The sequence below is a fragment of the Rhodobacter capsulatus genome (assembly GCF_052363185.1).
In the GTDB taxonomy this organism is placed as follows: domain Bacteria; phylum Pseudomonadota; class Alphaproteobacteria; order Rhodobacterales; family Rhodobacteraceae; genus Rhodobacter; species Rhodobacter capsulatus_E.
Genome location: NZ_CP198955.1, coordinates 2,032,066 through 2,056,233, shown reverse-complemented (window position 1 = coordinate 2,056,233; position 24,168 = coordinate 2,032,066). Strand labels below are relative to the sequence as shown.

Annotated in this window: 25 protein-coding genes and 1 tRNA gene; 17 read left to right on the top strand and 9 right to left on the bottom strand. The window is 62.6% G+C overall.

Going from position 1 to position 24,168, the window contains the following annotated elements; translation table 11 throughout:
* Nucleotides 1-131 precede the first annotated feature (131 nt).
* The 4 genes from ACTTAG_RS10205 to ACTTAG_RS10190 form a co-directional block, all read right to left on the bottom strand.
* The gene (locus tag ACTTAG_RS10205; RefSeq protein WP_444462226.1) at nucleotides 132-386 is read right to left on the bottom strand and encodes a hypothetical protein; all 255 of its coding nucleotides are present in this window, start codon (nucleotides 384-386) and stop codon (nucleotides 132-134) included.
* Between the two features lie 210 nt (nucleotides 387-596).
* Nucleotides 597-1,580, bottom strand: coding sequence for a GTP pyrophosphokinase (locus tag ACTTAG_RS10200; RefSeq protein ID WP_444462225.1), 984 nt, complete (start codon nucleotides 1,578-1,580; stop codon nucleotides 597-599).
* Nucleotides 1,577-2,656 (bottom strand): nucleoid-associated protein, encoded by a 1,080-nt coding sequence (locus ACTTAG_RS10195; RefSeq protein ID WP_444462224.1) that lies wholly within the window; start codon nucleotides 2,654-2,656, stop codon nucleotides 1,577-1,579. Before ACTTAG_RS10195 ends, ACTTAG_RS10200 begins: the two co-directional genes overlap by 4 nt.
* A 173-nt stretch (nucleotides 2,657-2,829) precedes the next feature.
* Nucleotides 2,830-3,618: a DNA adenine methylase gene (locus ACTTAG_RS10190; protein ID WP_444462223.1), complete on the bottom strand. Its 789-nt coding sequence runs from the start codon at nucleotides 3,616-3,618 to the stop codon at nucleotides 2,830-2,832.
* Between the two features lie 135 nt (nucleotides 3,619-3,753).
* Here ACTTAG_RS10190 and ACTTAG_RS10185 point away from each other — a divergent pair, with 135 nt between their 5' ends.
* The 17 genes from ACTTAG_RS10185 (at nucleotide 3,754) to ACTTAG_RS10105 (ending at nucleotide 19,345) form a co-directional block, all read left to right on the top strand.
* On the top strand, nucleotides 3,754-4,230 hold the full coding sequence (locus tag ACTTAG_RS10185) for a thermonuclease family protein (protein WP_444462222.1): 477 nt from the start codon (nucleotides 3,754-3,756) through the stop codon (nucleotides 4,228-4,230).
* A gap of 438 nt (nucleotides 4,231-4,668) precedes the next feature.
* Entirely contained in the window at nucleotides 4,669-5,643 is a 975-nt protein-coding gene (locus ACTTAG_RS10180; RefSeq protein ID WP_444462221.1) for a phage protease, read from the top strand.
* Entirely contained in the window at nucleotides 5,643-6,077 is a 435-nt protein-coding gene (locus ACTTAG_RS10175) for a hypothetical protein (RefSeq protein WP_444462220.1), read from the top strand. The genes ACTTAG_RS10180 and ACTTAG_RS10175 overlap by 1 nt, the downstream gene beginning before the upstream one ends.
* 19 nt (nucleotides 6,078-6,096) lie before the next feature.
* On the top strand, nucleotides 6,097-6,987 hold the full coding sequence (locus tag ACTTAG_RS10170; protein WP_444462219.1) for a Mu-like prophage major head subunit gpT family protein: 891 nt from the start codon (nucleotides 6,097-6,099) through the stop codon (nucleotides 6,985-6,987).
* Nucleotides 6,988-7,067: 80 nt separating this feature from the next.
* The gene (locus ACTTAG_RS10165; RefSeq protein WP_444462218.1) at nucleotides 7,068-7,484 is read left to right on the top strand and encodes a hypothetical protein; all 417 of its coding nucleotides are present in this window, start codon (nucleotides 7,068-7,070) and stop codon (nucleotides 7,482-7,484) included.
* Nucleotide 7,485: 1 nt separating this feature from the next.
* Entirely contained in the window at nucleotides 7,486-7,914 is a 429-nt protein-coding gene (locus ACTTAG_RS10160) for a gp436 family protein (RefSeq protein WP_444462217.1), read from the top strand.
* On the top strand, nucleotides 7,914-8,342 hold the full coding sequence (locus ACTTAG_RS10155; protein ID WP_444462216.1) for a phage tail terminator protein: 429 nt from the start codon (nucleotides 7,914-7,916) through the stop codon (nucleotides 8,340-8,342). The genes ACTTAG_RS10160 and ACTTAG_RS10155 overlap by 1 nt, the downstream gene beginning before the upstream one ends.
* On the top strand, nucleotides 8,339-8,500 hold the full coding sequence (locus ACTTAG_RS10150; RefSeq protein ID WP_444462215.1) for a hypothetical protein: 162 nt from the start codon (nucleotides 8,339-8,341) through the stop codon (nucleotides 8,498-8,500). The genes ACTTAG_RS10155 and ACTTAG_RS10150 overlap by 4 nt, the downstream gene beginning before the upstream one ends.
* Before the next feature lies 1 nt (nucleotide 8,501).
* Nucleotides 8,502-9,440 carry a phage tail tube protein gene (locus ACTTAG_RS10145; RefSeq protein WP_444462214.1) on the top strand — a complete coding sequence of 313 codons (939 nt, stop codon included), beginning with the start codon at nucleotides 8,502-8,504 and terminating at the stop codon, nucleotides 9,438-9,440.
* Between the two features lie 16 nt (nucleotides 9,441-9,456).
* Nucleotides 9,457-9,789 carry a hypothetical protein gene (locus ACTTAG_RS10140; protein ID WP_444462213.1) on the top strand — a complete coding sequence of 111 codons (333 nt, stop codon included), beginning with the start codon at nucleotides 9,457-9,459 and terminating at the stop codon, nucleotides 9,787-9,789.
* Nucleotides 9,790-9,893: 104 nt separating this feature from the next.
* Complete coding sequence (locus ACTTAG_RS10135; protein WP_444462212.1) at nucleotides 9,894-10,133, top strand: DUF1799 domain-containing protein; 240 nt, start codon at nucleotides 9,894-9,896, stop codon at nucleotides 10,131-10,133.
* A 3-nt stretch (nucleotides 10,134-10,136) separates the two neighbouring features.
* Nucleotides 10,137-13,271 (top strand): phage tail tip lysozyme, encoded by a 3,135-nt coding sequence (locus ACTTAG_RS10130; RefSeq protein ID WP_444462211.1) that lies wholly within the window; start codon nucleotides 10,137-10,139, stop codon nucleotides 13,269-13,271.
* Nucleotides 13,268-13,690 (top strand): hypothetical protein, encoded by a 423-nt coding sequence (locus ACTTAG_RS10125; protein WP_444462210.1) that lies wholly within the window; start codon nucleotides 13,268-13,270, stop codon nucleotides 13,688-13,690. Before ACTTAG_RS10130 ends, ACTTAG_RS10125 begins: the two co-directional genes overlap by 4 nt.
* The gene (locus ACTTAG_RS10120) at nucleotides 13,687-14,214 is read left to right on the top strand and encodes a hypothetical protein (protein ID WP_444462209.1); all 528 of its coding nucleotides are present in this window, start codon (nucleotides 13,687-13,689) and stop codon (nucleotides 14,212-14,214) included. Before ACTTAG_RS10125 ends, ACTTAG_RS10120 begins: the two co-directional genes overlap by 4 nt.
* Nucleotides 14,215-14,216: 2 nt before the next feature.
* Nucleotides 14,217-14,657, top strand: a complete 441-nt coding sequence (locus tag ACTTAG_RS10115; RefSeq protein WP_444462208.1) for an NlpC/P60 family protein — start codon at nucleotides 14,217-14,219, stop codon at nucleotides 14,655-14,657.
* Nucleotides 14,658-16,457, top strand: a complete 1,800-nt coding sequence (locus tag ACTTAG_RS10110) for a hypothetical protein (protein ID WP_444462207.1) — start codon at nucleotides 14,658-14,660, stop codon at nucleotides 16,455-16,457.
* Nucleotides 16,457-19,345, top strand: coding sequence for a hypothetical protein (locus ACTTAG_RS10105; RefSeq protein WP_444462206.1), 2,889 nt, complete (start codon nucleotides 16,457-16,459; stop codon nucleotides 19,343-19,345). Before ACTTAG_RS10110 ends, ACTTAG_RS10105 begins: the two co-directional genes overlap by 1 nt.
* 631 nt (nucleotides 19,346-19,976) lie before the next feature.
* Here ACTTAG_RS10105 and ACTTAG_RS10100 read toward each other — a convergent pair.
* The 5 genes from ACTTAG_RS10100 to ACTTAG_RS10080 form a co-directional block, all read right to left on the bottom strand.
* Nucleotides 19,977-20,052: transfer RNA gene (locus ACTTAG_RS10100), tRNA-Val, on the bottom strand.
* A 54-nt stretch (nucleotides 20,053-20,106) separates the two neighbouring features.
* Nucleotides 20,107-21,027, bottom strand: coding sequence for a homoserine O-succinyltransferase (locus ACTTAG_RS10095; protein ID WP_444462205.1), 921 nt, complete (start codon nucleotides 21,025-21,027; stop codon nucleotides 20,107-20,109).
* 39 nt (nucleotides 21,028-21,066) lie between these two features.
* Nucleotides 21,067-21,927, bottom strand: a complete 861-nt coding sequence (locus ACTTAG_RS10090; protein WP_444462204.1) for an ATPase — start codon at nucleotides 21,925-21,927, stop codon at nucleotides 21,067-21,069.
* A gap of 25 nt (nucleotides 21,928-21,952) precedes the next feature.
* On the bottom strand, nucleotides 21,953-22,867 hold the full coding sequence (locus ACTTAG_RS10085; RefSeq protein WP_444462203.1) for a DMT family transporter: 915 nt from the start codon (nucleotides 22,865-22,867) through the stop codon (nucleotides 21,953-21,955).
* Nucleotides 22,868-22,981: 114 nt separating this feature from the next.
* Nucleotides 22,982-24,100 carry an outer membrane protein transport protein gene (locus ACTTAG_RS10080; protein ID WP_444462202.1) on the bottom strand — a complete coding sequence of 373 codons (1,119 nt, stop codon included), beginning with the start codon at nucleotides 24,098-24,100 and terminating at the stop codon, nucleotides 22,982-22,984.
* Nucleotides 24,101-24,168 lie beyond the last annotated feature (68 nt).

Sequence of the window (24,168 nt, the reverse complement as noted above, 5' to 3'; positions counted from 1 at the left end):
CGAGATTGGCAGCGACCTTTTGTTATGGATAGGCCCCAATGGTCTGGTCCAAGTGCCAATGGACAAAAAGGAACGTGCCGCGTGCAGGCACGCGCTACTTGACGCTATCGAACTGCTGGATCAAACCATAGTTAAATGGTCCACTTTTTCCACGGCAGTTGAGACGGATGCAGTTGCGATACGAAATTCACTACGTCCTGACGGTTGCCTCGCAGTTTTCGATTGCTCTCCCCCATCAGAACGACCAGCGGACAGCCAAGCGAAAGGGCTACGGCTCGTATCGTCTCGTCCGCTTGATGAGTAGAGTTTAGAATATAATCTTTAACGAGAACCACTGCGAAAGTTACGCCTTTCTCCTTCACAAGAGCGGCAGTCATCTGAGCCATTACGGCCTCCATCTGATCACAATGTGACGCGCATAAGACCCGCAATGGAGCGATTCGCAAAGATCTTTGTTGATCAGACACCTGGACTTGGAAAGAACGGCTTGCGACTCTCCATCTGGGCTTCGGTAAATTAGCAAGAGTTACTCATCTATCAGGAACCCTTGCGGCGTCTGACTCGTGCAGAAAGCCTGAAATCAACGGGCATGGAGCCTAGAAGAGGGACTTACCGAGATCGCTGTACACAAACTCAAGGTCGTCGTCAGGGATCGGTGTACCTCGTTTAGCGGTACGTTCTGCAGTGCCAACAGCGTAGTAGACAAGAAGGATTGATGGAAGTCGGAACCAAATGCGTTGACCGAGTCGTGCAGCAATCTTTTTTCCAATAAACTCATTGTCTAGCAACCAAGCTGACAAAGCATTCAAATCTACCCCGGGTCCGTACCGATCTAGTAGCTGGTCATTCAATGGGGTTTCGACGCCCGCAGGGGCAGCACCCACCAAATCTAGATATAGGGCCTGCACTGCATCATCGAGGGCCCTCAAAGGAGCCACTTGCTCGGATATCAGCGACGCTAACTTATCAAAGTAGTCTCCTGTCGCCTCAAGCAATGCCATGCTCTTAGCGGACTCCCTTCGCATCCGGGAGGTTGCCTTAATATTCGACTTATAAAGTGTGTCGTGAGTCAGTTCGCTGTGAGCGTGCTGCAGCAAAGTTCTAATCTGTATCTCACACGGCAATCCTTCTGGTATATCTTGGTCGCTGTATTCCTGTGCGCCCTTTGATCGCACCACTAAATGGCGTGATTGATATCCGAATTCATATGGCTTGGTTTCTATTTCCTCTTCATAGTCACGGGCTTTGACTGCAAACCATTTGTCGTTGGCCATGACTAGTGACTCGACAAGCCTAGTGTCTGCTTCAAGAAGTACGATCACCCTCAGCCCGACCTTATCTTCTATCTGTCCGTATGGGTCATCATAGTTCTTGTTGCGATGGAAAGCCTTCTGCAGCAGAGATTCTTCGCCTTTTAAACGAGGCTCGATGGGAACCCGGATGAAGTTATAGTTCTCTTGGCGCGAGAGTTTCCCGGAAATCAGTACATGAATACTCTGAGCGACATAGTCACCCCAGCGCTGGTAGTGCGCTTTTTCTGACCTCCATTTTGATAGAAAATCTTCTTCTCTATTTGTCATGTTTCGCCGATGAATTTTCCTCTAATCGTCACGACGGTGATCTTTTCGGGTTCATCATCGCCACTACGATCATTCGGGACAAAATCGATCTTGGCTCTGCCTTCGTTAAATGCCTCAGGCGGCGCGGAAAGCTCGATGTTGCCCTCATACTTAAATCTTCTGCGGCGTAGGCGCCCGCGGAGGTTCTCCGTGTCGCGGCGAATGGCTCGCTCGGGAAAACTCTTTGCACGCATGAACTGCTGAAACTCGTCTTGAAGCTCTTCAGGCATAAAGCGTTCGGTGAACTCCTCCACTGTGAACGTTTCAGCTTTTTCGGTCTTTAGATACGGGAAGAGTGCATCCACTACGTCGTGGCGCACCTCCCTATCAGCGATTTTCTTCGAGGCAAACTCGCGAGTCAGATTGAAGAACCGCGCGGTCTCATATGCGGCATCCTCCAAGAATCCGCAGCCAAGAAAGACTTCGTAGAAGTAGGCTGCTGCGAGTTCTCGGTTGTTCGCCGCGATCTGGTGGTCGTACACCAAGCATCGCCAAGCTTCGTCGCGACTGAGGTGACCAGCTGGACATAGAAACAGCCCGATCTTGTAGAGACGGGTCGCTTTAGTCAAAAAGAGATCCCTGACAAATTCTGTAATAATCGTCCCATCCGCTTGATGACGCATGAAACCGTCTTGCACTTCGGCCTTGATGACACCAAGCACTTTGTTGTCGTCTCGTCCGCTCACTCCCCTAAAGACGACCACGATCCCGCCAGGAATTCGTTGAGATGTTTGTGCCTCGACGAGCTTATCGGCAACGATGCCAGACAATCGCAGAAAATCTTCAGGTGTTTCCGCGGCGACGAGTTCTCGAGCGATGCCATGGAGCCTATCAGATCCGAACTTTAGGATCTTCATTTCTAAGGCCTTGCTCGAAGGTGAAAGCGCTGTTGTCACTCGCAGGGTGAATGCGTCCTGTGCGTCCTGTGATAGGTCCTCAAGTGCCGCGGCATGCGCAGCCGAACGAGCTGCCCGATCTGGCCCCCGTTGGAAAACCTCATGCACTGCGATGTCGGTAACGCGCAAGTTTTCAAGCATGTCCCCCCCTCAAATTTGCAATCGAATCACTTCATTTTAGCATTGTAGGGATTGGGTCGCAGACGTCGCTAGACTGTTAGCGACAGAAGTGCGCGGTGAGCAGAAATAGTCGCCTATGTTCATGCTAACCAGCCAAACGCCCGCGTCACGATTCATCTAAAGAAAACAACGGTTCATCTGCCCCACACCAAAAGCTCAGCCGCCTCGGTGTTCTGCCCGTTCCCTGCGATCGAGTAAGTCGTGCGGATCAGTTCGATCATCGCCCAGGAGAACATGTCGCGGATCTCGGGCACGTCGTTGATCGACAGGACGAACCGCCCCTTGATGCCACGCAGCACCTCAGCCATCCGCCCGAAATCCTCTCGGCTGAACATCGCCTTGCCGTAATCGTCCTCGCAGCCCCAGTAGGGCGGATCCAGGTAGAACAGCGTTTCAGGGCTATCATAGCGCGGGATGAACTCCGCCCAGTCCAGGCACTCGATCACCACGCCGGAGAGCCGCGTGTGCAGATCTTCGAGCATCGGCTCCAGCGTCGTGAGGTTGAAACGCCCTAGGCGATCTTTGCAGACGCCGAAGTTACGCCCGCTCACCTTGCCGCCGAAGGCGGTGCGCTGGAGGTAGAGGAACCGGGCGGCGCGTTCGAGGTCGGTCAGCGTTTCAGGGTTCGTGTCGACCAGGCGGTTGAACTCGGCACGGGTGGTGAGCTGGAAGCGCAGCACTTCGAGGAATTGCGGATAGTGCCTCTGCAGGATCCGGAACAGGTTCGACACGTCTCGGCCGCGATCGTTGATCACCTCGGCCTTCGGGCGCCGCGTGCGGCGCAGGAACACCCCTCCCATGCCCACGAAGGGCTCGCAATAGGTGGTGCAGTCGATCGCATCGATCATGGCGCAAAGGCGCTTGGCAAGGTTGCGCTTGCCGCCCAGCCAAGGGGCGACGGGGGACGTGGGCTCGACGTTCATGGTGATTTCCTCATTCTCAAATCAGAACATAACATGAACATCCGTTGCGATCGAGGGGATCAATAACCCGGCGCGGTGCGAACGGCGGCAATCTGTCGTGATTGCTTTGTGCGCGCGCCGTCGTAATCTCGGAAAATGAAGCCCTTTCAACTCATCGCCGTTCTCGCAACAGTTCTTGCCGTTTCGCCCGTCGCGGCCGAGACGATCACCGGCACGGCTTCGGTCATTGATGGCGACACACTCGACATCCACGGCACCCGCATTCGCCTGAGCGCGATGGACGCCATAGAAAGCCGCCAGCGCTGCTCCTTGCCGGGAGGCCGAGAATGGAACTGCGGGCGCGACGCGGCTTTCGCTCTTTCTGACAAGATCGGACGCGCGCCAGTGTCCTGCGCGGTGAGCGGGCATGATCGTTACGGGCGCTCGGTCGCCGTTTGCCGCCTGCGGGGCGAAGACCTTGGGGGCTGGATGGTCGAGAATGGTTGGGCCGTGGCCTACCGCCGCTATGGCGTTGAATATGTCCCGGCCGAAGACCGTGCGCGCAAAGCGCAAAGGGGCATCTGGGCAAGCCGCTTCGTGCCGCCAGCCGAGTGGAGGAAGGGGCAGCGATGACGTACCTTGGTGGCACGCTCGTCTTGGTGGGGTCGCTGCTTTCGTTTGAACCGAGCGAAACCCCTCGCACCGACCTGCTTATCTTGGCCTCATCTCCATCCTGCAGCCCAAAGAAGACATGCCCGAAAATCGGCAGTTGCGAAGAGGCTCTATGGCTTCTGGCCAATTGCTCCTGGGGCGGGAAACTGGACCGCGACCATGACGGGGTGCCCTGCGAAGACATCTGCCCGGGCGGGTAGAGCGGCGCCGGGGCAGAAACTGCCCCCCTTGACCGCGTCGGGCGATCTCGCGCAGGATGATCCCGTGGCCTGAGGCCGCGTCTCCACACACCGTTGTGGCTGAAATCGTGCCCGCCGACCTGCGATTGTCGCAGGCATGAGCACATCGAAACCCCATATCGCCCTCATGCAAGCCCAGCCTCTGCCCCACCAGGGCGAGGTGCCGGACTGGATCCATCTGATCCCGGCCGGGGCCGAGATCATGACGCAGGACCGGCGCGGGCCGTATCGGCTCGATACGAACAGCGTCGTGGCCTCGCTGGCCCCGGGCGCGAAGCTTCCCATCGACGAAAACCATGCCATCGACCTCGCAGGACCGCGGGGAGAGCCTTCGCCTGCGCGGGGTTACATCACCGAACTGCAGGCGCGGGCCGACGGCATCTGGGGCCGCGTCGACTGGACCGAGGCCGGTCGGGCGCTGATGGCCGACCGGGCTTACCTCGGGATCAGCCCGGCCGTCGTGCATGACGGCGAAAAGCTGATCATCGGCCTCGCCCGGGCCTCGCTCACCAACAAACCCAACCTGCGCGGGCTGACCGCGCTCCACCAGGAGACCAGCATGTCCCTTGCGGCTGTGGCCAAGGCGCTTGGCCTGTCCGATGATGCGGGCGAGGATCAGATCCTCGGCGCGATCGGCGAAATCAAGAAACCCAGCGCGACCGAGACCGCGCTGCAATCGAGCCTGGCCGAGATCGGCGTGGCGCTCGGCGTCACCTCGGCGGAGCCCGAGGACATCTTGGCCGCGGCGAAAGCGGGCAAGACGAGCAAGGTTTCCGAGGAGGCCTTCGTCGCGCTTCAAGCCGAGGCCGTGGCAATCTCGAACGAGCTGAACACGATCAAGGAAGCGCGGGCTCGCGATCTGGCCACGGCGTTCGTTGATGGCGCGATCCGGGACGGGCGCTGGAGCGTCAAGCATATGCGCGACCATTACATCGCCATGCACATGCAGGATCCGGCGCGGGTCGAGAAGGAGATCGGCGCGATGCCGGTGCTCAACGGTGGCGTCGTCGTGCCGCCCACGCCGCAGCCCGCCAATGGCGAGGTCGCCCTGCAATCCGCCCAGATCGAAGCCGCGAAGGCGCTCGGCATCGATCCGAAGGCTTACGCCGCCACCCTGAAAACGGAGACCCTCTGATGGCCCTCGCCGCTGACCGCAACACGCCTGCCTATGCGGGCGACCTTCGCGAGGGGCCGGTGGCCGCCGCGCAGCTGATCTACGCCGGGGCCATGGTGATGCTGAATGCCGCCGGTTACCTGGTGAAGGGGCAGACCGCCACCGGCCTGATCGGCGTCGGCCGGGCCGAGAGCCGCGTCGACAACTCGGCCGGTGCCGCCGGGGCGCTCACGCTGCGCTACAAGCCGGGCACCTACCGGTTCAAGAACTCGTCCGCGGGCGACCTGATCACGACCGCCAACATCGGCCAGGCCTGCTACGCCGTCGACGACGAAACCGTCGCGCTGACCTCCGCCACCAACACGCGCTCCCCGGCCGGGACCATCGACTCGGTCGATGCGAACGGCGTCTGGGTGCGTTTCGACGCGGCGCTGACCCGCGCCGCGCTCTCGTGATCCCCCGAAAGGACTGACCATGCTCGTCAATGCCGCTACCCTCGACGCGCTGCGCGTCGGCTTCAAGACCTCGTTTCAGAACGGGCTCGGCCAGGCGCCGAGCCAGTACGAACGTGTTGCCACCATCGTGCCCGCCAACACCAAAGAGGTGAAATATGGCTGGCTCGGCAAGATCCCGAACGTCCGCGAATGGATCGGCCCCCGCGCCGTGCAGAACCTGTCGCAGTCCGATTACTCGATCAAGGAAAAGGCCTGGGAACTGACCCTCGGCGTCGACCGCGACGACATCGAGACCGACAACCTCGGGATCTACACGCCGCTCTTCACCGAATTCGGCCGCTCGACCGGTGCGAAATGGGATCAGCTGGTGTTCGCGCAGCTCAAGGCCGGGTTCACGACCAACTGTTACGACGGGCAGTATTTCTTCGACACGGATCACCCGGTGCTCGACGCCGACGGCAACACCATCACCGTCTCGAACACGGGCGGCGGATCGGGCACGCCCTGGTTCCTTCTCGATACCACGCGGGCGCTGAAGCCGATCATCATGCAGCGCCGTCGCGACTTCGAATTCGTCTCGAAGACCAAGACCGACGATGACCACGTCTTCATGAACAAGGAATTCCTCTACGGCGCCGATGCCCGCGCCAACGTCGGCTTCGGTTTCTGGCAGATGGCCTACGGCTCGAAGCAGACGCTCGACGCGACGAACTATGCCTCCGCCCGCGCGGCGCTGATGGGCATGAAGGGCGATTACGACCGGCCGATGGGCATCACGCCCAACCTGCTCGTCGTTCCGCCCGTGCTCGAAGGGGCGGCGAACAAGCTGATGAAGAACGAGCAGATCAACGGCTCGGACAACGAGTGGAAGGGCACGGCCGAGGTGCTGGTGGTGCCGTGGCTCGCATAAGGGGCTGATCGCCGGAAGGCGGTCGGTTTCCCGAGGGGGCGGGTCAACCGCCCCCGACGATAAGCCGACAGGAGAGAGCGATGGCGCGCAGCCCCAAAACCAAGGTCGAACCCGAAGCCGTGGCCGAAGTGACGACCGCGATCGAAGCCGATGCCGTGGCGATCGAAGCCGATGCCGTGGCGATCGAAGCCGACGGCACGGACAGCGACGGCACCTGGCCGATCGAAGACGAAAGCGCCCCGGCGGCGCCCCAAGATCAGGATACCCCCCCGAGCCGCACCGAAGACAGCCTCGACACCGCCCAGGCGGAAGACCAAGCCGAGGTGCAACCCGCCGCCGGGGGCATCACGGTGACGATCACCGGCCCGAAACACGGCCGCTGGCGCGCGGGGCGTCATTTCTCGGCCGAGCCGACCGTGATCGACATCGACACGCTGACCGAGGATGAGCTCGCGGTGCTGCGGGACGATTCGATGCTGACCATCGTGGTGGGCTGACATGGGCTACACGACGCAGGCGGATCTGATCACGCGCTATGGCGAGCAGATGCTGCTCGGCTTGACCGATATCGGCATGCCCGCCGCGGGCCAGATCGACACCGACATGGTCGCGCGGGCTATTTCCGACGCGGACGCGATGATCGATGGCTATCTGCGCGAGCGCTACGTCGTTCCGCTGGCCTCGCCGCCGCCGGAAATCTCCGCGATCTCTGCTGCCATCACAATCTGGAAACTGCACAGCTTCGAGCCCGGAAAGAAGATCGAGACCGATTATCGCGATGCGCTGGCGGCGTTGAAGGACATCGCGAAAGGCCTGATCAAGCTGGACGCCGCCACCGTTGCCCCGGTCACCACCGGCGGGACCGGGGCCATGATCACCGACCGCGAGCGCCCCTTCACCGAGGCGAACATGAAGGGCTTCATCTGATGATCGAGGCGATCATCCAGAAGCTCACGGCCGAGGTGCCCGAACTGGGGCCGGTGATGGGCGCGGTGGATTTCGGCGCGCTGGTCGCGGGCGGGAAGATGCCGCAGACCACTTACAGCGCCTTCGTCCTGCCCGCCGGTCTGATCGGGCGGAGTGCCGAGGCCGCGGCGGGTGCCTTTGTGCAGACCTTCGACGAGGCGGCGAGCATCATTCTGGCGATCCGGTCATTCGAGGCGGCAGGCACCCGCGCGATCGATCCGCTGCGCGCCTTGGTGATGAAAATTTTCGAGACGCTCGGCGGTTGGACGCCGGGCGACGAGAGCGGCGCGCTCGTCCTGCGCACCGGGCGGCTGGTGAGCATGCAGGCCGGGCTCATCGTCTTCCAGATCGATTTCACCCTGACCGATCAGATGAGGATCGCACGATGACGGAACCTGTCACCCCCGCGCTGCCCACCGAGGGCGGCAGCTACATTCGCCAGCCCGATGGCTCCTTGGAACGGCAGGTCGAGCCCGAGGCGACGCCCGAAAAACCTGCCGCCGAGGCGGTCGTGCCGAAAGGCAAACCCACCGTGAAGGAGGCTTGAAATGGCCATCAACTGGAAATCCAAGGTGCTGCTGTTCAAGATCGAGACGGCCTACGGCACCGACCCGACGCCCACGGGCGCGCTCAACGCGATCCTGGCGACGCAGATCCGGCTTTCGCCGATGGAAGGTCAGGACAAGAGCCGCGAGCTTGAACTGCCCTACCACGGCGCGCAACCGACGATCCCGACCGAACTGCACATGAAGCTTGCCTTCCGGGTTGAGGCCAAGGGATCCGGCACCAAAGGCACCGCGCCGTCCTTCGGCCCGCTCCTGCGGGCGTGCGGCATGGCCGAAACGATCGTCGCCACCACATCGGTGACCTACAACCCGATCTCGAGCGGGCATGAGGCGGGCACGTTCTACCTCTGGATCGGCGGCACGCTCTACAAGATGATGGGATCGCGTGGCACGGCCACGCTGCACGTCGACAAGCAGGACATCCCCTATATCGAATTCGAATTCACCGGCCTCTTCACGGTGGCTTCGGAAGTCGTGCGGGCGACGCCGGATCTTGCCGCCCAACTGGCCAACAAGCCCAAGGTCGCCAACAGCGCCAGCACGCCGACGTTCACCATCAACGGCGTCTCGCTGGTGATGCGCTCCTTCGCCTGGCGTTTTGCGAACTCGGTCGAAACTCGTTTCCTGATCGGGTCGGAAAGCGTGCTGATCACCGACCGCGCCGATGCGATCGACGCCACGGTCGAGGCCGTGCCGCTGACCACGCTCAACCCCTATCAGCTCTCGATCGACCAGACGACGGTGGCGCTCTCGCTCGTGCATGGCACCACCGCGGGCAAGATCATGACGGTGAGCCAGCCCGCGCTGCTGCTGCAGCGGCTTACCTCGCTGGAAAACCAGCAAAACATCCTCGAATGGCCCCTGAAAGGCCTCGCCCTGCCGGTGAGCGGCAACGACCAGGGCACGATCGTCTTCACCTGACCACCCCGGAGAGAACATGTTTAAGCGCGTCAAGAACCCCGAATTCAGCCACCCGGTGAAGGTGTCCGAACCTGTCGATGGCGGCCATCGCAACAGCACCTTCACCGGCCGCTTCCGCGTCCTCACGATCGACGAGGCGAAGCCCTTCGATCTCATGACCACCGAGGGCACCACCGCCTATCTGCAGACGATCTTCGTCGGCTGGGGCGAGGATTACGTCGACGAGGACAAGGCGCCGGTGCCCTATTCGGACGTCGAGCGGGATCTGCTGATCTCGACGCCCTATGTCCGCATGGCGCTCCTCGAAACCTACAACGCGGCGCTCCTGGGCGCGAAGCGGGGAAACTGATCGAGGCCGGGCGACGCTGGGCGCGCGGGGATCTCGATGGCAACGCCCTCGACGAAGCCCAGGAAGACGCCGCGCGCTGGGGCATCGACCTGCCCGCAGATGCCTTGGCCGGACCGGCATTCGAGCTCTGGGAAGCCCATGTTCGGCCTCTTGAAGCGTTCCTAGCGGTCTGCGGCCAATGGCGAATGGTGCCCATGGGGATGCGCGGCGCGCGGTACCTGGCCCTCGACTATGCGGCGGTGGCGCCTGGCCTCGCGCTCGCGGGCATAACTCTCAGCCCTGACGAATGGGCCGATTTCCGCACGATCGAGGCGGGGGCGGCCACGGAACTCAACCGGGATTAAGGCATGTCCACGCAGACCCAGCTCGAAATCATGCTGCGCGTCGTCGCCGACCAGGCGCGGCGCGAACTCGGGCAGGCGAAGGGCGATGTGCAGGCGCTGACCGGCGCGGCGCGCGATCTCGGGGCGCAGGCGGGTCAAGGTCGCGACGGGCTTGCCGTATTGGGGGTCGGCGCGGCCGGCGCGGGCAAGAGCCTTGCCGAGGCCAGCGTGGCGGCACTCGACACCTCGGCCGCGATGTCGAACATGATGGCCGCGGCCGGGCGCGGGGCAACCTCGCTCGCTGGGGTGCAAAACGCGGTCACTGGTCTCACCACCAACATCTCGGCGCAGGTCACCGAGATGCTGGCAGCGCAACGGGAGACCGCGGCCTGGCAGTCTGAGCTCGATCAGCTGCGTGCCCGCTTCAACCCGCTCTTCGCGGCGTCGAAGCAGTATGAGATGACGCTGCGCGAGATCGCCGAGGCCGAAAAACTCGGCGCGCTGAGCGCCAACGAAGCTGCCGCAGCCCGCGACCGCGCCGCCCAGGTGCTGACGGTCATGCCCGCACAGTTCCAGGCGTTGGGCGCATCGTCGGCGGCCTCGGCTGCCCATGTCGCGAACCTGGGCTACCAGTTCAACGACATCGCGATGATGCTCGCCGCCGGGCAGAATCCGGTCATGCTGATGATGCAGCAAGGCTCTCAGGTCACGCAGGTCTTCGACCAGATGCGTGCCTCCGGCCTGTCGATCGGTACCGCCTTGCGTTCGACGTTGATGGGACTTCTGAACCCGGCCAATCTCGCAACTATGGCTGTGATCGGCATTGGCGCCGCCGCTGTGCAATGGTTTGTGGCAAGCCGCGAAAAGGCCAAGTCGTTCGAAGACGCTCTCGCAGATCTCGAAAAGGCATCCAAGGCCGTTCAAACGGCGTTGAAAGATGCGCGAACCGGAATCGGTGACCTGACTGACGAGTTTGGCGATGGCGCGTCGAAAGCCCGGGAAATGAACCTTGCGCTGCTGACGTTGGCACGGGCCGAGGCCGCGCAGGCGGTTAAGGACTCGATCACAGGGATAACGGATGCGATTGGCGATGTCTCGACCTTCGGCGTCGTCAGGTTGGACAAGCTCGAAGACAAGTTCAATTTGACGAACAAGGGTGCCGTGCGTGTCAAGGATGCACTCGATCTGTTCCGTCATGCACGCACCCTTGAAGAGCAACAACTCGCGGCCGAACGTTTGGCAAAAGCTTTGGCCGATGCCGAATACAACACCGACGGCGCCTCCGATGCCGCGCTGGCATTCGGAACGAATGTTGCCCGGGCCGCCCTCGAAGCGCTCAGAGTGAAAGGCTACACTGAGCAGGCCGACAAACTGGCCCAGTCGCTGGCAAAGGCGGGCATTGCTGATCCGTTCGAAAAGGCCGCCGATGCTGCAAAACGGCTGGCTGATGAGACTATGCGTGCCCTGCAGGTATCGCGGGAATGGGCATCAGCGACGGCTCCCGGAGTGGGCTTGCGTGGACTTGACGACGAGCGCGGTTCGCAACGCGAGGGTATTCAGAGCATCTCGAAATACCGCACTGAAATGCAACAAGCCGGCCGCGAGATCCTGCGCACGCAGGCCGAGAGCCTCGGACAGTTGCAGGTTGAGGCGAGCCTGATCGGGCAATCCGAGGAAACGCGCCGCCGGACGCTGGCGCTTTACGAGGCCGAACTGCAGATCCGCGAGCGCGGGATCAGCCCGTCAAGCGGGCTGGCGGCGGACATCCGGCAAAATGCCGTCGCGATCAAGGAATTCGAAGCGCAGATCGATCGGGTCAAGGATGGTTGGAAGGCTGTCGAGCGTGCGGGCGAGGACGCGATTGATGGCGTTTTTGATGCCCTGAACCAAGGCGACATCGGCGGCGCCTTGGAGAAAATCGCCTCCGAAATCGGCTCGATGTTCGAGGAACTGGCGATCAAGAACCCCCTGAAAAACGCGATCCTTGGCACGAACTACGCCACCCTCGGCGATGTGGGCGGGCTGCAGGGCATCTGGGACCGCTTCACTGGCAAGGGGCCCCACCAGGTTGATCCGAGCCAAGCCGCCGCGGCTGCGATGCGCACGGTGGCCAGCATGAATGTGACCGCGGCCACGGTGATCATCGGCGGAGCGGGCGTGGGCAGTCTCGCAGGTGGCATCGGCGCCGCCGGAGGCATGGGCGGGCTGCAGGGCTCGGAAGCCGTGCAAAAGCAGGTCTGGAGCTACTTCAGCGCTAAGGGCCTGAAACCCCACCAGGTCGCTGCGATCATGGGGAACGTGCAAGGGGAAAGCAGCTTCAACCCTATTGCAGGCGGTGACATCAAAAACGGCGTGCCGACCAGCTTCGGGCTGTTCCAGCACCATGGCCCACGCGCCGCCGGTTTGCTGGATGCCATCGGCGGGCGTCAGAACCTGGGCAATGTGCAGGGCCAGCTCGATTACGCCTGGCGCGAGCTAAACACGACCCATTCCGGAGCACTGGCCGCGCTTAAGGCCGCGCCGGATGTGTCGAGCGCGACTAATGCCTGGATGCGTCAGTTCGAGCGGCCCTCCGACGAGGCGATGCAAAAGAGCTGGGCAACCCGTCTCGGCGCGGCCGAACAGGCGATGGCGAAATTCGGCACCACGACGACGCTGGCCACCGGCCAGCTGGGCACGATGGGCACCGGCTTCGACAAGTTCGGCCAGGCGCTTGGCAGCGCGGTGCAGGGCGGCGGGGGCGGCGGTTTCTGGGGCACGTTGTTTTCTGGGATCATGAGCGGGCTGGGCATCCCCGGCTTTGCGGGCGGCGGCAATCACGCCGGCGGGCTGCGGATCGTGGGGGAAGACGGCCCCGAGCTCGAATATACCGGCCCGAGCACAATCGTCCCCGCCGACCTGACGCGGCGGATCCTGACTGGTGGGGCTCCGGCCGCCAGCACGACGCAGATCGACGCGCGGCCGGTGATCAACATCACCAACAATTCTTCGGTGCCGGTGCAGGGCGAAGTGCAGGAAACCACGGACAGCCGCGGTCAACGCCGGTTTGAGCTGGTGATGGCTGATGCGGTGGCCTCTGGGCTCACGGCCGGCGGCGGCCGGGCGCGGCGGACGATGCGCGATTACTACGGGGTCAATCCGGTGGGGATTGCACGATGAGCTATCCAGTCTGGCCCACCGATCTGCCCCGGCCCGAGCGCGACAGCTATCAGCTGCAGCCGCAGGATGCCCGCCGCAAGCGCGGCTTCGAGAGCGGCCCGCCCGGTTATCGGCGGCGGTTTTCGGCGGTGGCGCAGATGGTCAGCCTGTCGTTGATCCTGACGGCGCATCAACGCTCGTTGTTCGACGCCTTCTACAGCGACGCCTGCGCCCAGGGCGCTTCGCTCTTCTGGATGCCCGACCCGACGCGGGACGGCTGGCCGTTGCTCGCCACTGACGGCACGCCGCTGCTCGGGCCAGGAGGGGTGTCTCTTCTGATTTCTTCACAATGGCTTTGCGCCTTTGGAGATACGCCGCCGATCGAGACCCTTCAGGGCATCGAGTTTCGCAAACAGTTCAGCGTGGTGGTGATGCCATGAGCCGTCGTGTCTCCCTCAATGCCAGGCAGGCGCTGGTCGATCCGGTCTCGGCAGAGATCGACGTGGTGCTGATCGAGATCACCCACCCGGATCTCGATGCGCCGATCCGGCTGAGCACCGACAATACAGAGCGGATCTCGGACGAGCCGCGGATCTACGGCACGCGCTCAACCTGGCGCGGCGCCGATCCGGACACCGATCCGTATCTCTGGATCATCGCCTCGGCGGTGCTGCCTGACGATGCCGAGGACGCCCCGGCGCAAGCGCAGATCGTCCTCGAAAACCTCGACTCGCGGATGATCGAGGTGCTCCGGTCCTATACGGACATGGCGACGGTGGCGGTCGCGGTGGTCGAGGCCGCGACGCCGAACCTGATCGAGGACGAGTGGCATGGGATGCTGCTCAGCACCGCCGACGGTACTTCGGCCGAGATTACGCTGTCGCTTTCGCGCGACGAGATCGAGCTGGAGCATTTCCCGGCAGGCCGCATGACCCGTCAGAAATTCCCCGGACTGTGGCGGTGATCATGACCTGGTCGAACCGCTACATCGGCATCCCCAACCTGGATCACGGCCGCTCTGCCGAGGGCGCGGACTGCTGGGGCCTCGCTTGCGTGATCTACCGCGAGGAGCTGGGGATCACGCTGCCCGAGTACCTGGGCTATGGTTCGGTCGAGGAGCATGGCGAGATTGCCGCGCTGATCGATGGCGCCAAGACCTCGCCGCTCTGGGTGCCGGTCACCGGCCCGGCGCTCGCCTTTGATCTGGCGGTCTTCCGGCGCGGCCGCCTGTCCACCCACCTTGGCATCGTGATCCGACATGGGCTGATGATCCATATCGGCCAGACCCATGCGGTGCTGGAGGACTATCGCCGCGGCCCCTGGGCGCACCGTTTCACCGGCCATTGGCGCCACGTTCAAAGCCCCTTTGAACGCCCTGTGCAGATCATCTCGGAGGCAGATCGATGAATGACCTCAGCCCGATCCATGTCTTGGCAGCGCCGCATTTCGAGGCCGAGCGGCGGATTTCCCTCGAAATGCCGCCCGGGCTTACGGTGGCAGATATCGTCGCTCGCGCTCTATCGCAATCCGCCGCACGCCTTCGTCGTCAAGTTCAAGGACGCGGGCAACGACTACAAGGAGACCGAGCGCGTCGTCCGCTGGCCCGGCTATGATGGCGAGATCACGCTCACCGAGCAGCTGAGCCTGCCGGGCAAGGTGCATGCGGCCGAGGTCTGGCGCGAGGCGCGGCGGCGGCAGCTGGAGACGATCTATCGGCCCGACACCTACGAGGTCACCCAGGACGGTGCCGTGCGCACCGCCACCCGCGGCGATGCCATCGCTCTCAGCCATGATGTGCTGAGCCGCGTGCAGGTCGCGGCCCGGGTTAAATCGGTGCAGGGCGCGCTGGTCGAGATCGATGACGTCGTCTCGATGACAGCTGGTGAGACCTATGCCTTCCGGTTCCGCGTCTTCGAGACGAATGAGGACGCGATCGGGATCTCGGTCGTCCGCACCGTCAGGACTGCGCCGGGCGAGACGCAGATCCTGACGCTGACCGGGGTCGGGCCGATGCCGCTGGTGGGCGATCTGGTGCATTTCGGGCCCGCGGCGGTCGAGAGCTGCACCCAGATCGTGACGCGGATCGAGGCGACGCAGGACATGTGCGCGATCGTGCGCACCGTCGATGCGGCCCCCCAGATTGATACGATCCTCGCCGCGACCGAGATCCCGGCCTGGTCGAGCCGGGTCGGGTCGGAGATCGACGAAAATCTGCTGCAGCCCTCGGCCCCGCGCTTTGTCGCTGTCACCTCCGGGCTGGCGGCGACAGGTGTCGCCAACCGGGTCAGCTATGCGATCGCGCCCGGCTCCGGCGCGGTGCCGACCGCCAGTTTCGTGATCGCGCATCGCGTCACCGGCACCAGCGCATGGGCCGAGATCTCGATCCCCGCGGCAAATGGCGGCGGCAATCTCGACATGTATGCCATCGGGCAATCGGTCGATCTGCGGGCACGGGGCATCAGCGCGACGGGCATCGCCGGGCCGTGGTCGGCCACCATCGCGATCATCGTCGGCGCGGGCGATGCGGATCTGCCCGCGGCGCTCGATGATGCCTCGATCTCGATCACGACGCTGCTGGGCGGTGCGCTGATCCAGTTTGCGACCGGCGACGATGCAGCCACGGCCCGGGTGCAGGTCTACCGCTCGATGACCAATCTCCTCGACCGCGAGACCGATGCCGTGGGCGCCCCGATCGCCGTCGTGCCGCAGCAGAGCTATTCGACCACGCTGGGCGACACCACGCGCACCAACCTGATCAGCGGCGGGGCGATGAGCAGCGCGGCCGCCTGGACGCCGGGCCCGGGCTGGGCGATTGCGGCCGGTGCCGCAACCCACACGGCGGGCGATGCCGGAGATCTGTCGCAGCCGATGTCGGCAGCGTCCGGCAAGTACTACCGGATCGGCTACCAGGTCAGCGGCCGGTCTGCCGGATCTGTCCAGGCGCGGCTGCTGGGCGGGTCTGACCGCCCCGGCACGGCGGTCAGCGCAAACGGTCCGGCCCGCGACCGCATCCAGGCCGCCACCGGCAACGACACGTTCGCGCTGCGCGCCAGCGCCGATTTCGACGGCGCGATCGACGACGTGGCCGTCTACCTCGAAACCACCGCCTGCCTGTCGGCGGGCACCCATCACGTCTGGATCGAGCCGCAGACCGCCGACGGCGTGCCCGGCCCGATCAGCGGCCCCTACACACTGGAGATTGTCTGATGACCGGTTACACCACCAGCGACCTGCCCAACGCGCCCCTCGCCGACGAGGTGATCGTCAACCGCAACGGCAGCACCGGGCGGCAGCGCGTTGCGGATCTGTCCACGCAACTGGCAGGATCTGGGCCGTTGGCGGAGCAGATCGCAGCGTTGCCGACTGCGGCGGAGCTGCAGACGGTCGAGCAGCTTGCCCTGTCGGCGCGGGATATCGCCGTCCTGAACTCGGCGACCTACCCCGACGAGGCGACGGGCCGCGCTGCCGTTGCAGATGGCGCCTACTTCAAGGTGATCGGCTCGGGCGATGTCGCGTATCTCGAATACCGCCGCACGAATGCCACGACATCTGTTTTGGTCGCAACATATGCGAGCAAACAATACATCGACAGCAAGGTGGGCATCGAGCTGCTCAATTCTCGGGCGCGTGACACGGACCTCATCCACCCGAACGAGATGCTGAACGCCGACCTCAGCCAAGGCCCCATCGGGACGATCACCCCACCGACTGGGAGCGGCGGATATACATCAACAGTGCCTCAACTGCCGGGCGGTTTTGTGCTCGCAAAGACTGGGGCAGGGGGATGGCCCGAAGAACTCGCGCTGGTAGATCGTATCTGGCCTGACCTTGGCACAACGAGGGCCATTCGCGCCCGTATGATCCGCGCGACGTCAGCCGTTTTCGACGACATGCAGTTGCGTCAGATCATGCCCATTCCTGAGGAATACTGGGGCCGCTCCGACCTGAGCGTGACTGTCGTATTTGCCTATGAAAGCGAGGCGACATCTGCCGCCCCGGTGGCGCTTGTGACCACATCCGCGACGAAAACCAGTGGCTACACTGATGTTGCCACCACAAGAGTTAACGAGCATGTGGCTGGCTCCAAAACAATCGGCGTTTTCCGGGCAATGATCACGGATCCCGCCGCGCGGTTTGTTGCGGCAGGCCCTCGTCTCCACACCCAATTCGTCGCGGACCACGACGCAGTAACCTATATCGGCCCGATCGCCGTCTATTTTGACCGCCCTGATGTGGTGAGGTGGGAGCCGTCTCGCGAGATGCGAGTCAAAACCACTTTTGCAGAGGTCGAGACTGTTATTCCAGGTCTTCGCCGCCCATCGCGCGCGATGACAAACCCGATGGTCAACGCGCGTCTATTGGATGCCACAATCGGTCAGACATCGGCACCTACTGGATGGGGTGTTGCCACTGGCGGATCGGGTACCACAGGGGCCGCATGGCGTATTGCCGCCCCGCCAGCTGATCTGCCATCGGTGCTCTCCTGCAACGTGTTTGAGGTTGACCACTACAACAATGGCACTGTCCGGACTGATCGGCAGTTTTCTCAGCGCGTGGCCATCCCGGCAGTTTTCCGTGGCACCAACAAGATTTTACGGATCTTGCAACTGGTCAAGCGCAGTGCGCCGACGGTTCACTTCAGCGTTCTGGGCACATGGCGGGACGCTGATGGTGCATCTGTCGGAAGCATTTTTGCATTTCCGTCAACGGTTGCCGAGCCAGCGGCGGGCGCATGGGGTGTGTATGTCTGCGACATTCCCATGTCGCAGGCGACGGCGGCCTATATAGACCTTTTGTTCAGGACCCAGATGGACGCCGGTTCTGGTGTGGTGTCCGGGGTACAGACCTGGCAGACGCTGTTCGCGGCCTGGTTCGATGCGGGCGATTTGCGGGATTTCGACCGCAACCTCGAAGATGACATCAGGCGGATTGCCGGATCCTTGGTTGACGCTAGCTTGGGTAGTGGCATCAACCCGAATGATCGCTGGATCGGCCCAACTGGTATGGCGCATCGGGTCAAACCGGTGAAATCCATTCTTGCGCTTGGGGACAGCCAAAGTGCTGCCATGAACGGCGCCACCATTCTGGGAATCCTGAATGGGTATCAATTTGCAACTTGGGGCATCGGCGCGGAAACATCGGCGCAAATCTTAAACCGGGCACGAGGGTTTCTGCCGAACCTGGCTGGGCTGTCCTTCGGGACTTCTGGAACAAAGCGACTGCGGGCACGGCGCACAGTGCCTGCACGGATCATAGATGAGGCATATCGATCGAGCTGGCAGGCCTACTCGTCGGCGATTACTGAGCCGCGCGCCGTGGATTTCTATTCTGCTACGGGGTACATCGGCACAAGCGCGCAGCGGTTCAAGGCGACAGCAACGGTTTCTGGCGACACGCTGACTGCTTCTGGGCATCCCTTCGCCGCCGGAGATCATGTTTATTTTCTTGACAGCATAGCTCCGGCGAACGCTTACAAGGCAAAGACATATTATGTGCGCGACGTTTCAGGCAGTACGTTCAAACTGGCAGAGTTCCCAGCCGGGCCTGCAATCAGCTTTTCGGCCTTCGGCGGGACACTCACGCTGCTTGGTGATTTCTACCTGGATTGGGCCTATGTGGCAGGCCAAGATAGCAACATCACGACCGTTACCCACGCGGATACTGATGACTATGTTTGGCACATCTGCGCCGGAACGAACGATTTCAATGGATCGGCCACGGTGACTGACGTTTTCAACAACATCCGCGAAATGGTTCGACAGATCAAAGCGGCGAACGCTCGGTTTATCGTTTCTGGCATCCCAGGATTTTATGGCGCAGGTGGTGAATGGTCTATCGGCGGCGCGGCTTATGCAAAGATGATGGAGTTGAGCGGCCTGCTGGCGGTGACATGGCCTGACAACTATCTCGACATCTACGCCTACCTGCTGACCCAGGGCAACGGTGGAGAAAACGACAATGCAGATATTGCGGCTGGGCTTGTTCCGCGGTCACTGCGCGTCAGTGCTACAGACGGGCACCTCGGGACATCGACTGGACAGATTAAATGGCAAACCAAGATCGCAAACATGATGGTTGCAAAGGGTTGGTCATGACTGTTGGCAGTGGATTATCCTATCGATCATCGTCTGAGATGGCGCTGTTGGCAGATGCTCGGATGGCCGACTGAGCCTAGCGCCCACCGCAAGGCTATGCGGTGAGCGCATAGCTCACCGCAGAAGTCTTCCCGGTCGACGGAATGGTGCAACAGTCGCGGCTTGGCGCCCGGATCACGCGTAAGCACCTGATTTCGCGTAACTTTGCACTCAACGCGCCTGATTGCCTCCGAAGTGCAAAGTTCCGGCGTCTCGCGTCCCCTTCGATGCGCCGTAAAATGCCATAAAATCGATGCTTTAGGCTGTTTCTCGGCAACGGGGTCCAAGGTGCCGACGACCGCTGTCTGGACGATTATCTGCGCCCTCGTCGCAACTCGTCATGTCGTCGGAGTGCAAAGTTCGAGCGATGCCCTACGCCGCGATTTCCATCTAACACATTGTAAATGCGCGCGTTATCGCCTGTTATCGGCTATTCCCAGCTGTTCCCGGTTTTTGTCCGATGTACCGGGTGTTTTTGTCGGGTGACAGGTGGATCGGGTCGATGAGAGAAACTGCACCACAGACCATACCACGAACTGCTACACAACAGGCCGGGTGCTCTGATGTAAGTAATTGATATTAAAGGGGTTCGTGGTGGGTGATGAGAGACTCGAACTCCCGACATCCTCGGTGTAAACGAGGCGCTCTACCAACTGAGCTAATCACCCAACGCGCCGCTCTTAGCCTGTCGTGCGGGCGGACCGCAAGGGCTATCGGGCCGCTCAGGCGCCGATGCGGGCGATGTCGTAAGGCGTGTCCTGATAGATCGCATTCACCCAATTGCCGTACAGCAGATGCGCATGGCTGCGCCAGCGGTTCATCGGCAGCCGGGACGGATCGTCGTCGGGATAGTAATTCGCGGGCACGTTGATCGGCTTGCCCGCCGCCACGTCGCGGTCGTATTCGTCCTTCAGCGTCGTGCTGTCATATTCGAAATGGTTGAACACATAAAGCGCGCGGTGGCAGGGGTCCTCGACCAGACAGGGGCCGGTCTCGTCGCCCGCAATCAGCGTGCGCAGCCCCGCCCGGTCCAACTCCTCCTGCTTCATCTCGGTCCAGCGGCTCACCGGCACCAGAACGTCATCAGAGAACCCGCGCAGATAGGGCGAGGTCGGCGCCAGATTGCGATGGCGGAAGCAGCCGAACGCCTTGGCATCCAGCATGTGCTTGGCAACATTGTGGAAATGATAGGCCATCGCCATGCCGCCCCAGCACACGCCGAAGGTCGAAAAGACATGGGTCTGCGTCCAGTCGAAGACGCGCTGCAGCTCGTCCCAATAGGTCACGTCTTCAAAGGCCAGATGCTCGATCGGGGCGCCGGTGACGATCAGCCCGTCGAATTTCTCGCCCGAGGCGGCGATCTCGGCGAAGGGGCGGTAGAATTCGGCCATATGCTCGGCGGCGGTGTTCTTCGTCTGATGCTCGGTCATCCGGATCAGCTGGAAGTCGATCTGAATGGGCGTCGCGCCGATCAGCCGGGCGAACTGGTTTTCGGTCTGGATCTTCTTCGGCATCAGATTGAGCAGCCCGATCCGCAAGGGCCGGATTTCCTGTCGCGCCGCCCGCTCGGGGGTCATCACCATCACGCCTTCCTGCGACAGGATGTCGAAGGCGGGCAGCGTGGCAGGCAGCGTGATGGGCATTGTCTTTCCGATACTTGGCAGGCGATGTTCAAACAGGGATCAGGCGGGAAGCGCCGCGGCAATCAGCGATGTAAGGTCTTTCTCGTCGCGCACAAGGGCGACATCGGAGGCCTTGATCTTGACCCCCCAGTTCCGCGCCATCGCCGCATAGCGCGGCTGGCGATGCGCCAGCGCCTGATGATAGGTCCAGCGGATGAAATCATCGGGGTTCACCTCATCCTCGCGCAGGCCCCGTTCCACCCGGTATTGCAGCCATTTCTTTTCCAGAAAGGCGGGCTGGTAATACATCGGCTTCGGCGCGCGGTCGAAACGGCGCACCAGTTCCTCGGTATGCTCCTCGCTGCCCTCGATCCAGACCATCAGCAGGTGATCGGAAAGCTCTTTCAGGATCTTGTCGGTCCGGTCCTCGGGGTCGACCACCTCGCAGATCGAGCCGCCGCAGTCGCAGACGAAATGCGGCAGCCCGTAGATCGCCTGCGAGCGGTCGATGAAATAGGTCGTGTCCATCAGCGCGGCCTGTTCGGCGGCGCGGTGCTGGTTTTGCCGCACCATGTAATTCTCGAAGCTCAGCCCGCCCTTGGCCTCGGAGCCGGGCTTGCCCAGATAGGTCGAGAGCGGCGCCAGATTGTCGAAGGTGATGTTCGAGGCGATATAGACCGAGTCGGAGAGCAGCAGTTCCGCCAGAAACGGGTTTTTCATCGCCTCGCGCTTGAAGTTGTCGGCGATATATTCGCCCATGTAGCGCGTGCCGATCCGGTAATCGACCGAGTAATGGAACCAGCCCGTGGGGGCGGCGCGCAGCATGTTGGCCAGATAGGTCTTGCCCAGACCGGACATGCCGAAGAACAGCACCCGTTTGCGGCTGGCCGTCCGCCATTCGGCGCGGTTTGCGTAGATCATGCGAGCCCCCTCGTTTGGCCCGGGTTTAGCGCGCGTCGCGGGCGCCGTCACGCGGTTTTGGCCGCGAATTGGTGAGCCAAAGTCCCGCAGCCAGCACGGCAAAGCCCGAAAGCGCATGCGGCCCGAGCCGTTCGTGATAGACCAGCGCCCCCGCGACGATGGCGACGGGCGGAATGAGCAGCGTGACCAGCGAGAGATTGCCCGCCCCCGCAATCGCCAGGATGCGGTAATAGATCAGATAGGCCAGCGCCGAACAGCCCAAGGCCAGCCAGATCAGCCCGGCCCAGACCTCGGCCGTGTAATCGAAGCTTGGCACGCCCTCAAAGATCAGCATCGCGGGGGCCAGCCAGAGCGCCCCGCCGGTCAGCATGCCCGCGGCGGCGACCTCGGGGGCAAGGCCGGTGATCGCCTTTTTCGCATAGGCGCCCGCGAAACCATAGGTGATCGAGGCGCCGATGATCGCCCATTGCGCCGCCGAGGTGAGCGTGAAGCCGCCCAGCGCCGAAGGGCCGATGGCCAGGATGACGCCGGCAAAGCCGATCAGCACGCCCGCAAGGCGGCGCCGGGTCAGCGGTTCGTCGGGAAAGACCGCGGCGGCGACCAGCACGCCGAAAAGCGCGGTCGAGGCGTTGAGGATCGCGGCCAGCCCGCTGTCGATATGCTGCTGGCCCCAGACGATCAGCGAGAAGGGAATGGCATTGTTGAGCGCCCCCATGATCAGGAAGCGGATCAGAAAGCGTGGGTCCGCAGGCAGGGGCAGGCGGCGCAGCGCGACCCAGAGCCACAACAGAACGGCGCCGCCGGTGACGCGACAGGTGACGGTGGTCAGAAAGCCGGTGCCGGTCAGCGCGGCGCGGTTCGACAGGAAGGAGGTGCCCCAGATCAGGGCAAGGGCCGCCAGAAGCGCCCAGGCAAGCGGGGGGATGCGGGTCGTGGTCATGGTGGCGGCACGCTAGCCGGGGCAGGGCGGGCAGGCCACCCGGAACTTGTGCCAAGGACAATTGAAAGGCCCGCCGAAGCGGGCCTTTCGTGAATTTCGGAACGGTCGGAAGGATCAGAAGCTGATGCCGACGCGCACGCCCGCGCCCCAGCCCGAGTTGCCCGAAAAGTCGCCGTTGACGGGCAGGTTGGTGTTGGCATCGCCGATATCGACATAGCGCACGCCCAGCGTGACCTTGACGTTCTCGGTCGCCTGATAGGTGCCCGCCAGCGCGATCGAGCGGAAGCCGTCGGTCGGGCCAAGCTGGCCAGTCCGCTGCCCGCTCGAGCCTTCATAGCCCAGCACCACCGCGCCCGACCATTGGTCGTTGAACTTGCGGCCAAGGCCAAGCGTGTAGGTCGTCGTATTGGCCTTGTAGTCGACAAGCGATCCCAGCGGACCGGCCGGGCCGGGGCCATCGGGATCAATCCCCGAATAGACCAGCGGGGTGATGTCGAACTGTTTCCAGTGCACCCAGCGCACCGAGCCGAAGACCAGCGTATTCTGCGCGATGCCGGTCTGGAATTCGAGGTTGATCGACTCCGGCACGGTGGTCGAAAACGGCGTCGGCACCGGAGAGAAGTTTTCATTCGCGGTGAAGTCGTGGGTGATCTTCGAATTGTAGGTCAGCGCCACCCGGGCGGCGATTTCGGGTTTTTCCCAGGCGACGCCCACCAGATACCCGAAGTCTGTCTCGGTCGAGGAATTCATGCGGTAGCCGCCCAGACCGGGCACGCTCACGGCCGGCAGGCTGACTTCGCCACTGGTGCGCAGCGCCCGGACGCCGCCGATCACCGAGAAGTTTTGCGGCATCTTGTACCGCATCATCGCGGTCAGCGACATGTTTTCGATTTCGGCGGTGGTGCCGCGCAGCGGATAGACCGTGGTCAGGGGATAGCCCACATTCGCGCCGATGGCGTTTTCCAGCACGAAGCCGATGTCGATCTTGTCGTTCAGCGCGCGCTTGTAGCCCAGGCTGTAGGTGCCAAAGCCCCCCGTCATGTCGCCCGAATTTACTGCGCCGCCGCCGACCGTGCCCGACACATCCGGGCTGAAGCCGCCGAAGTTCAACTCGACGTAGTTTCCTTTTTCGAACAGGATCCCCACCGACTGGCTGGACCGTTCAATACCCCCCGCAGTGGCGGCTGTGGCGCCAAGGGCAAGGGCGCTGGCCGTCATCAGTATTTTTTTCATGTGATTCTCATCCCTCGAGCGTGATTTACTCTTCTCCCGAGGGTGACCCTATCACGCTGTTAAGGTGA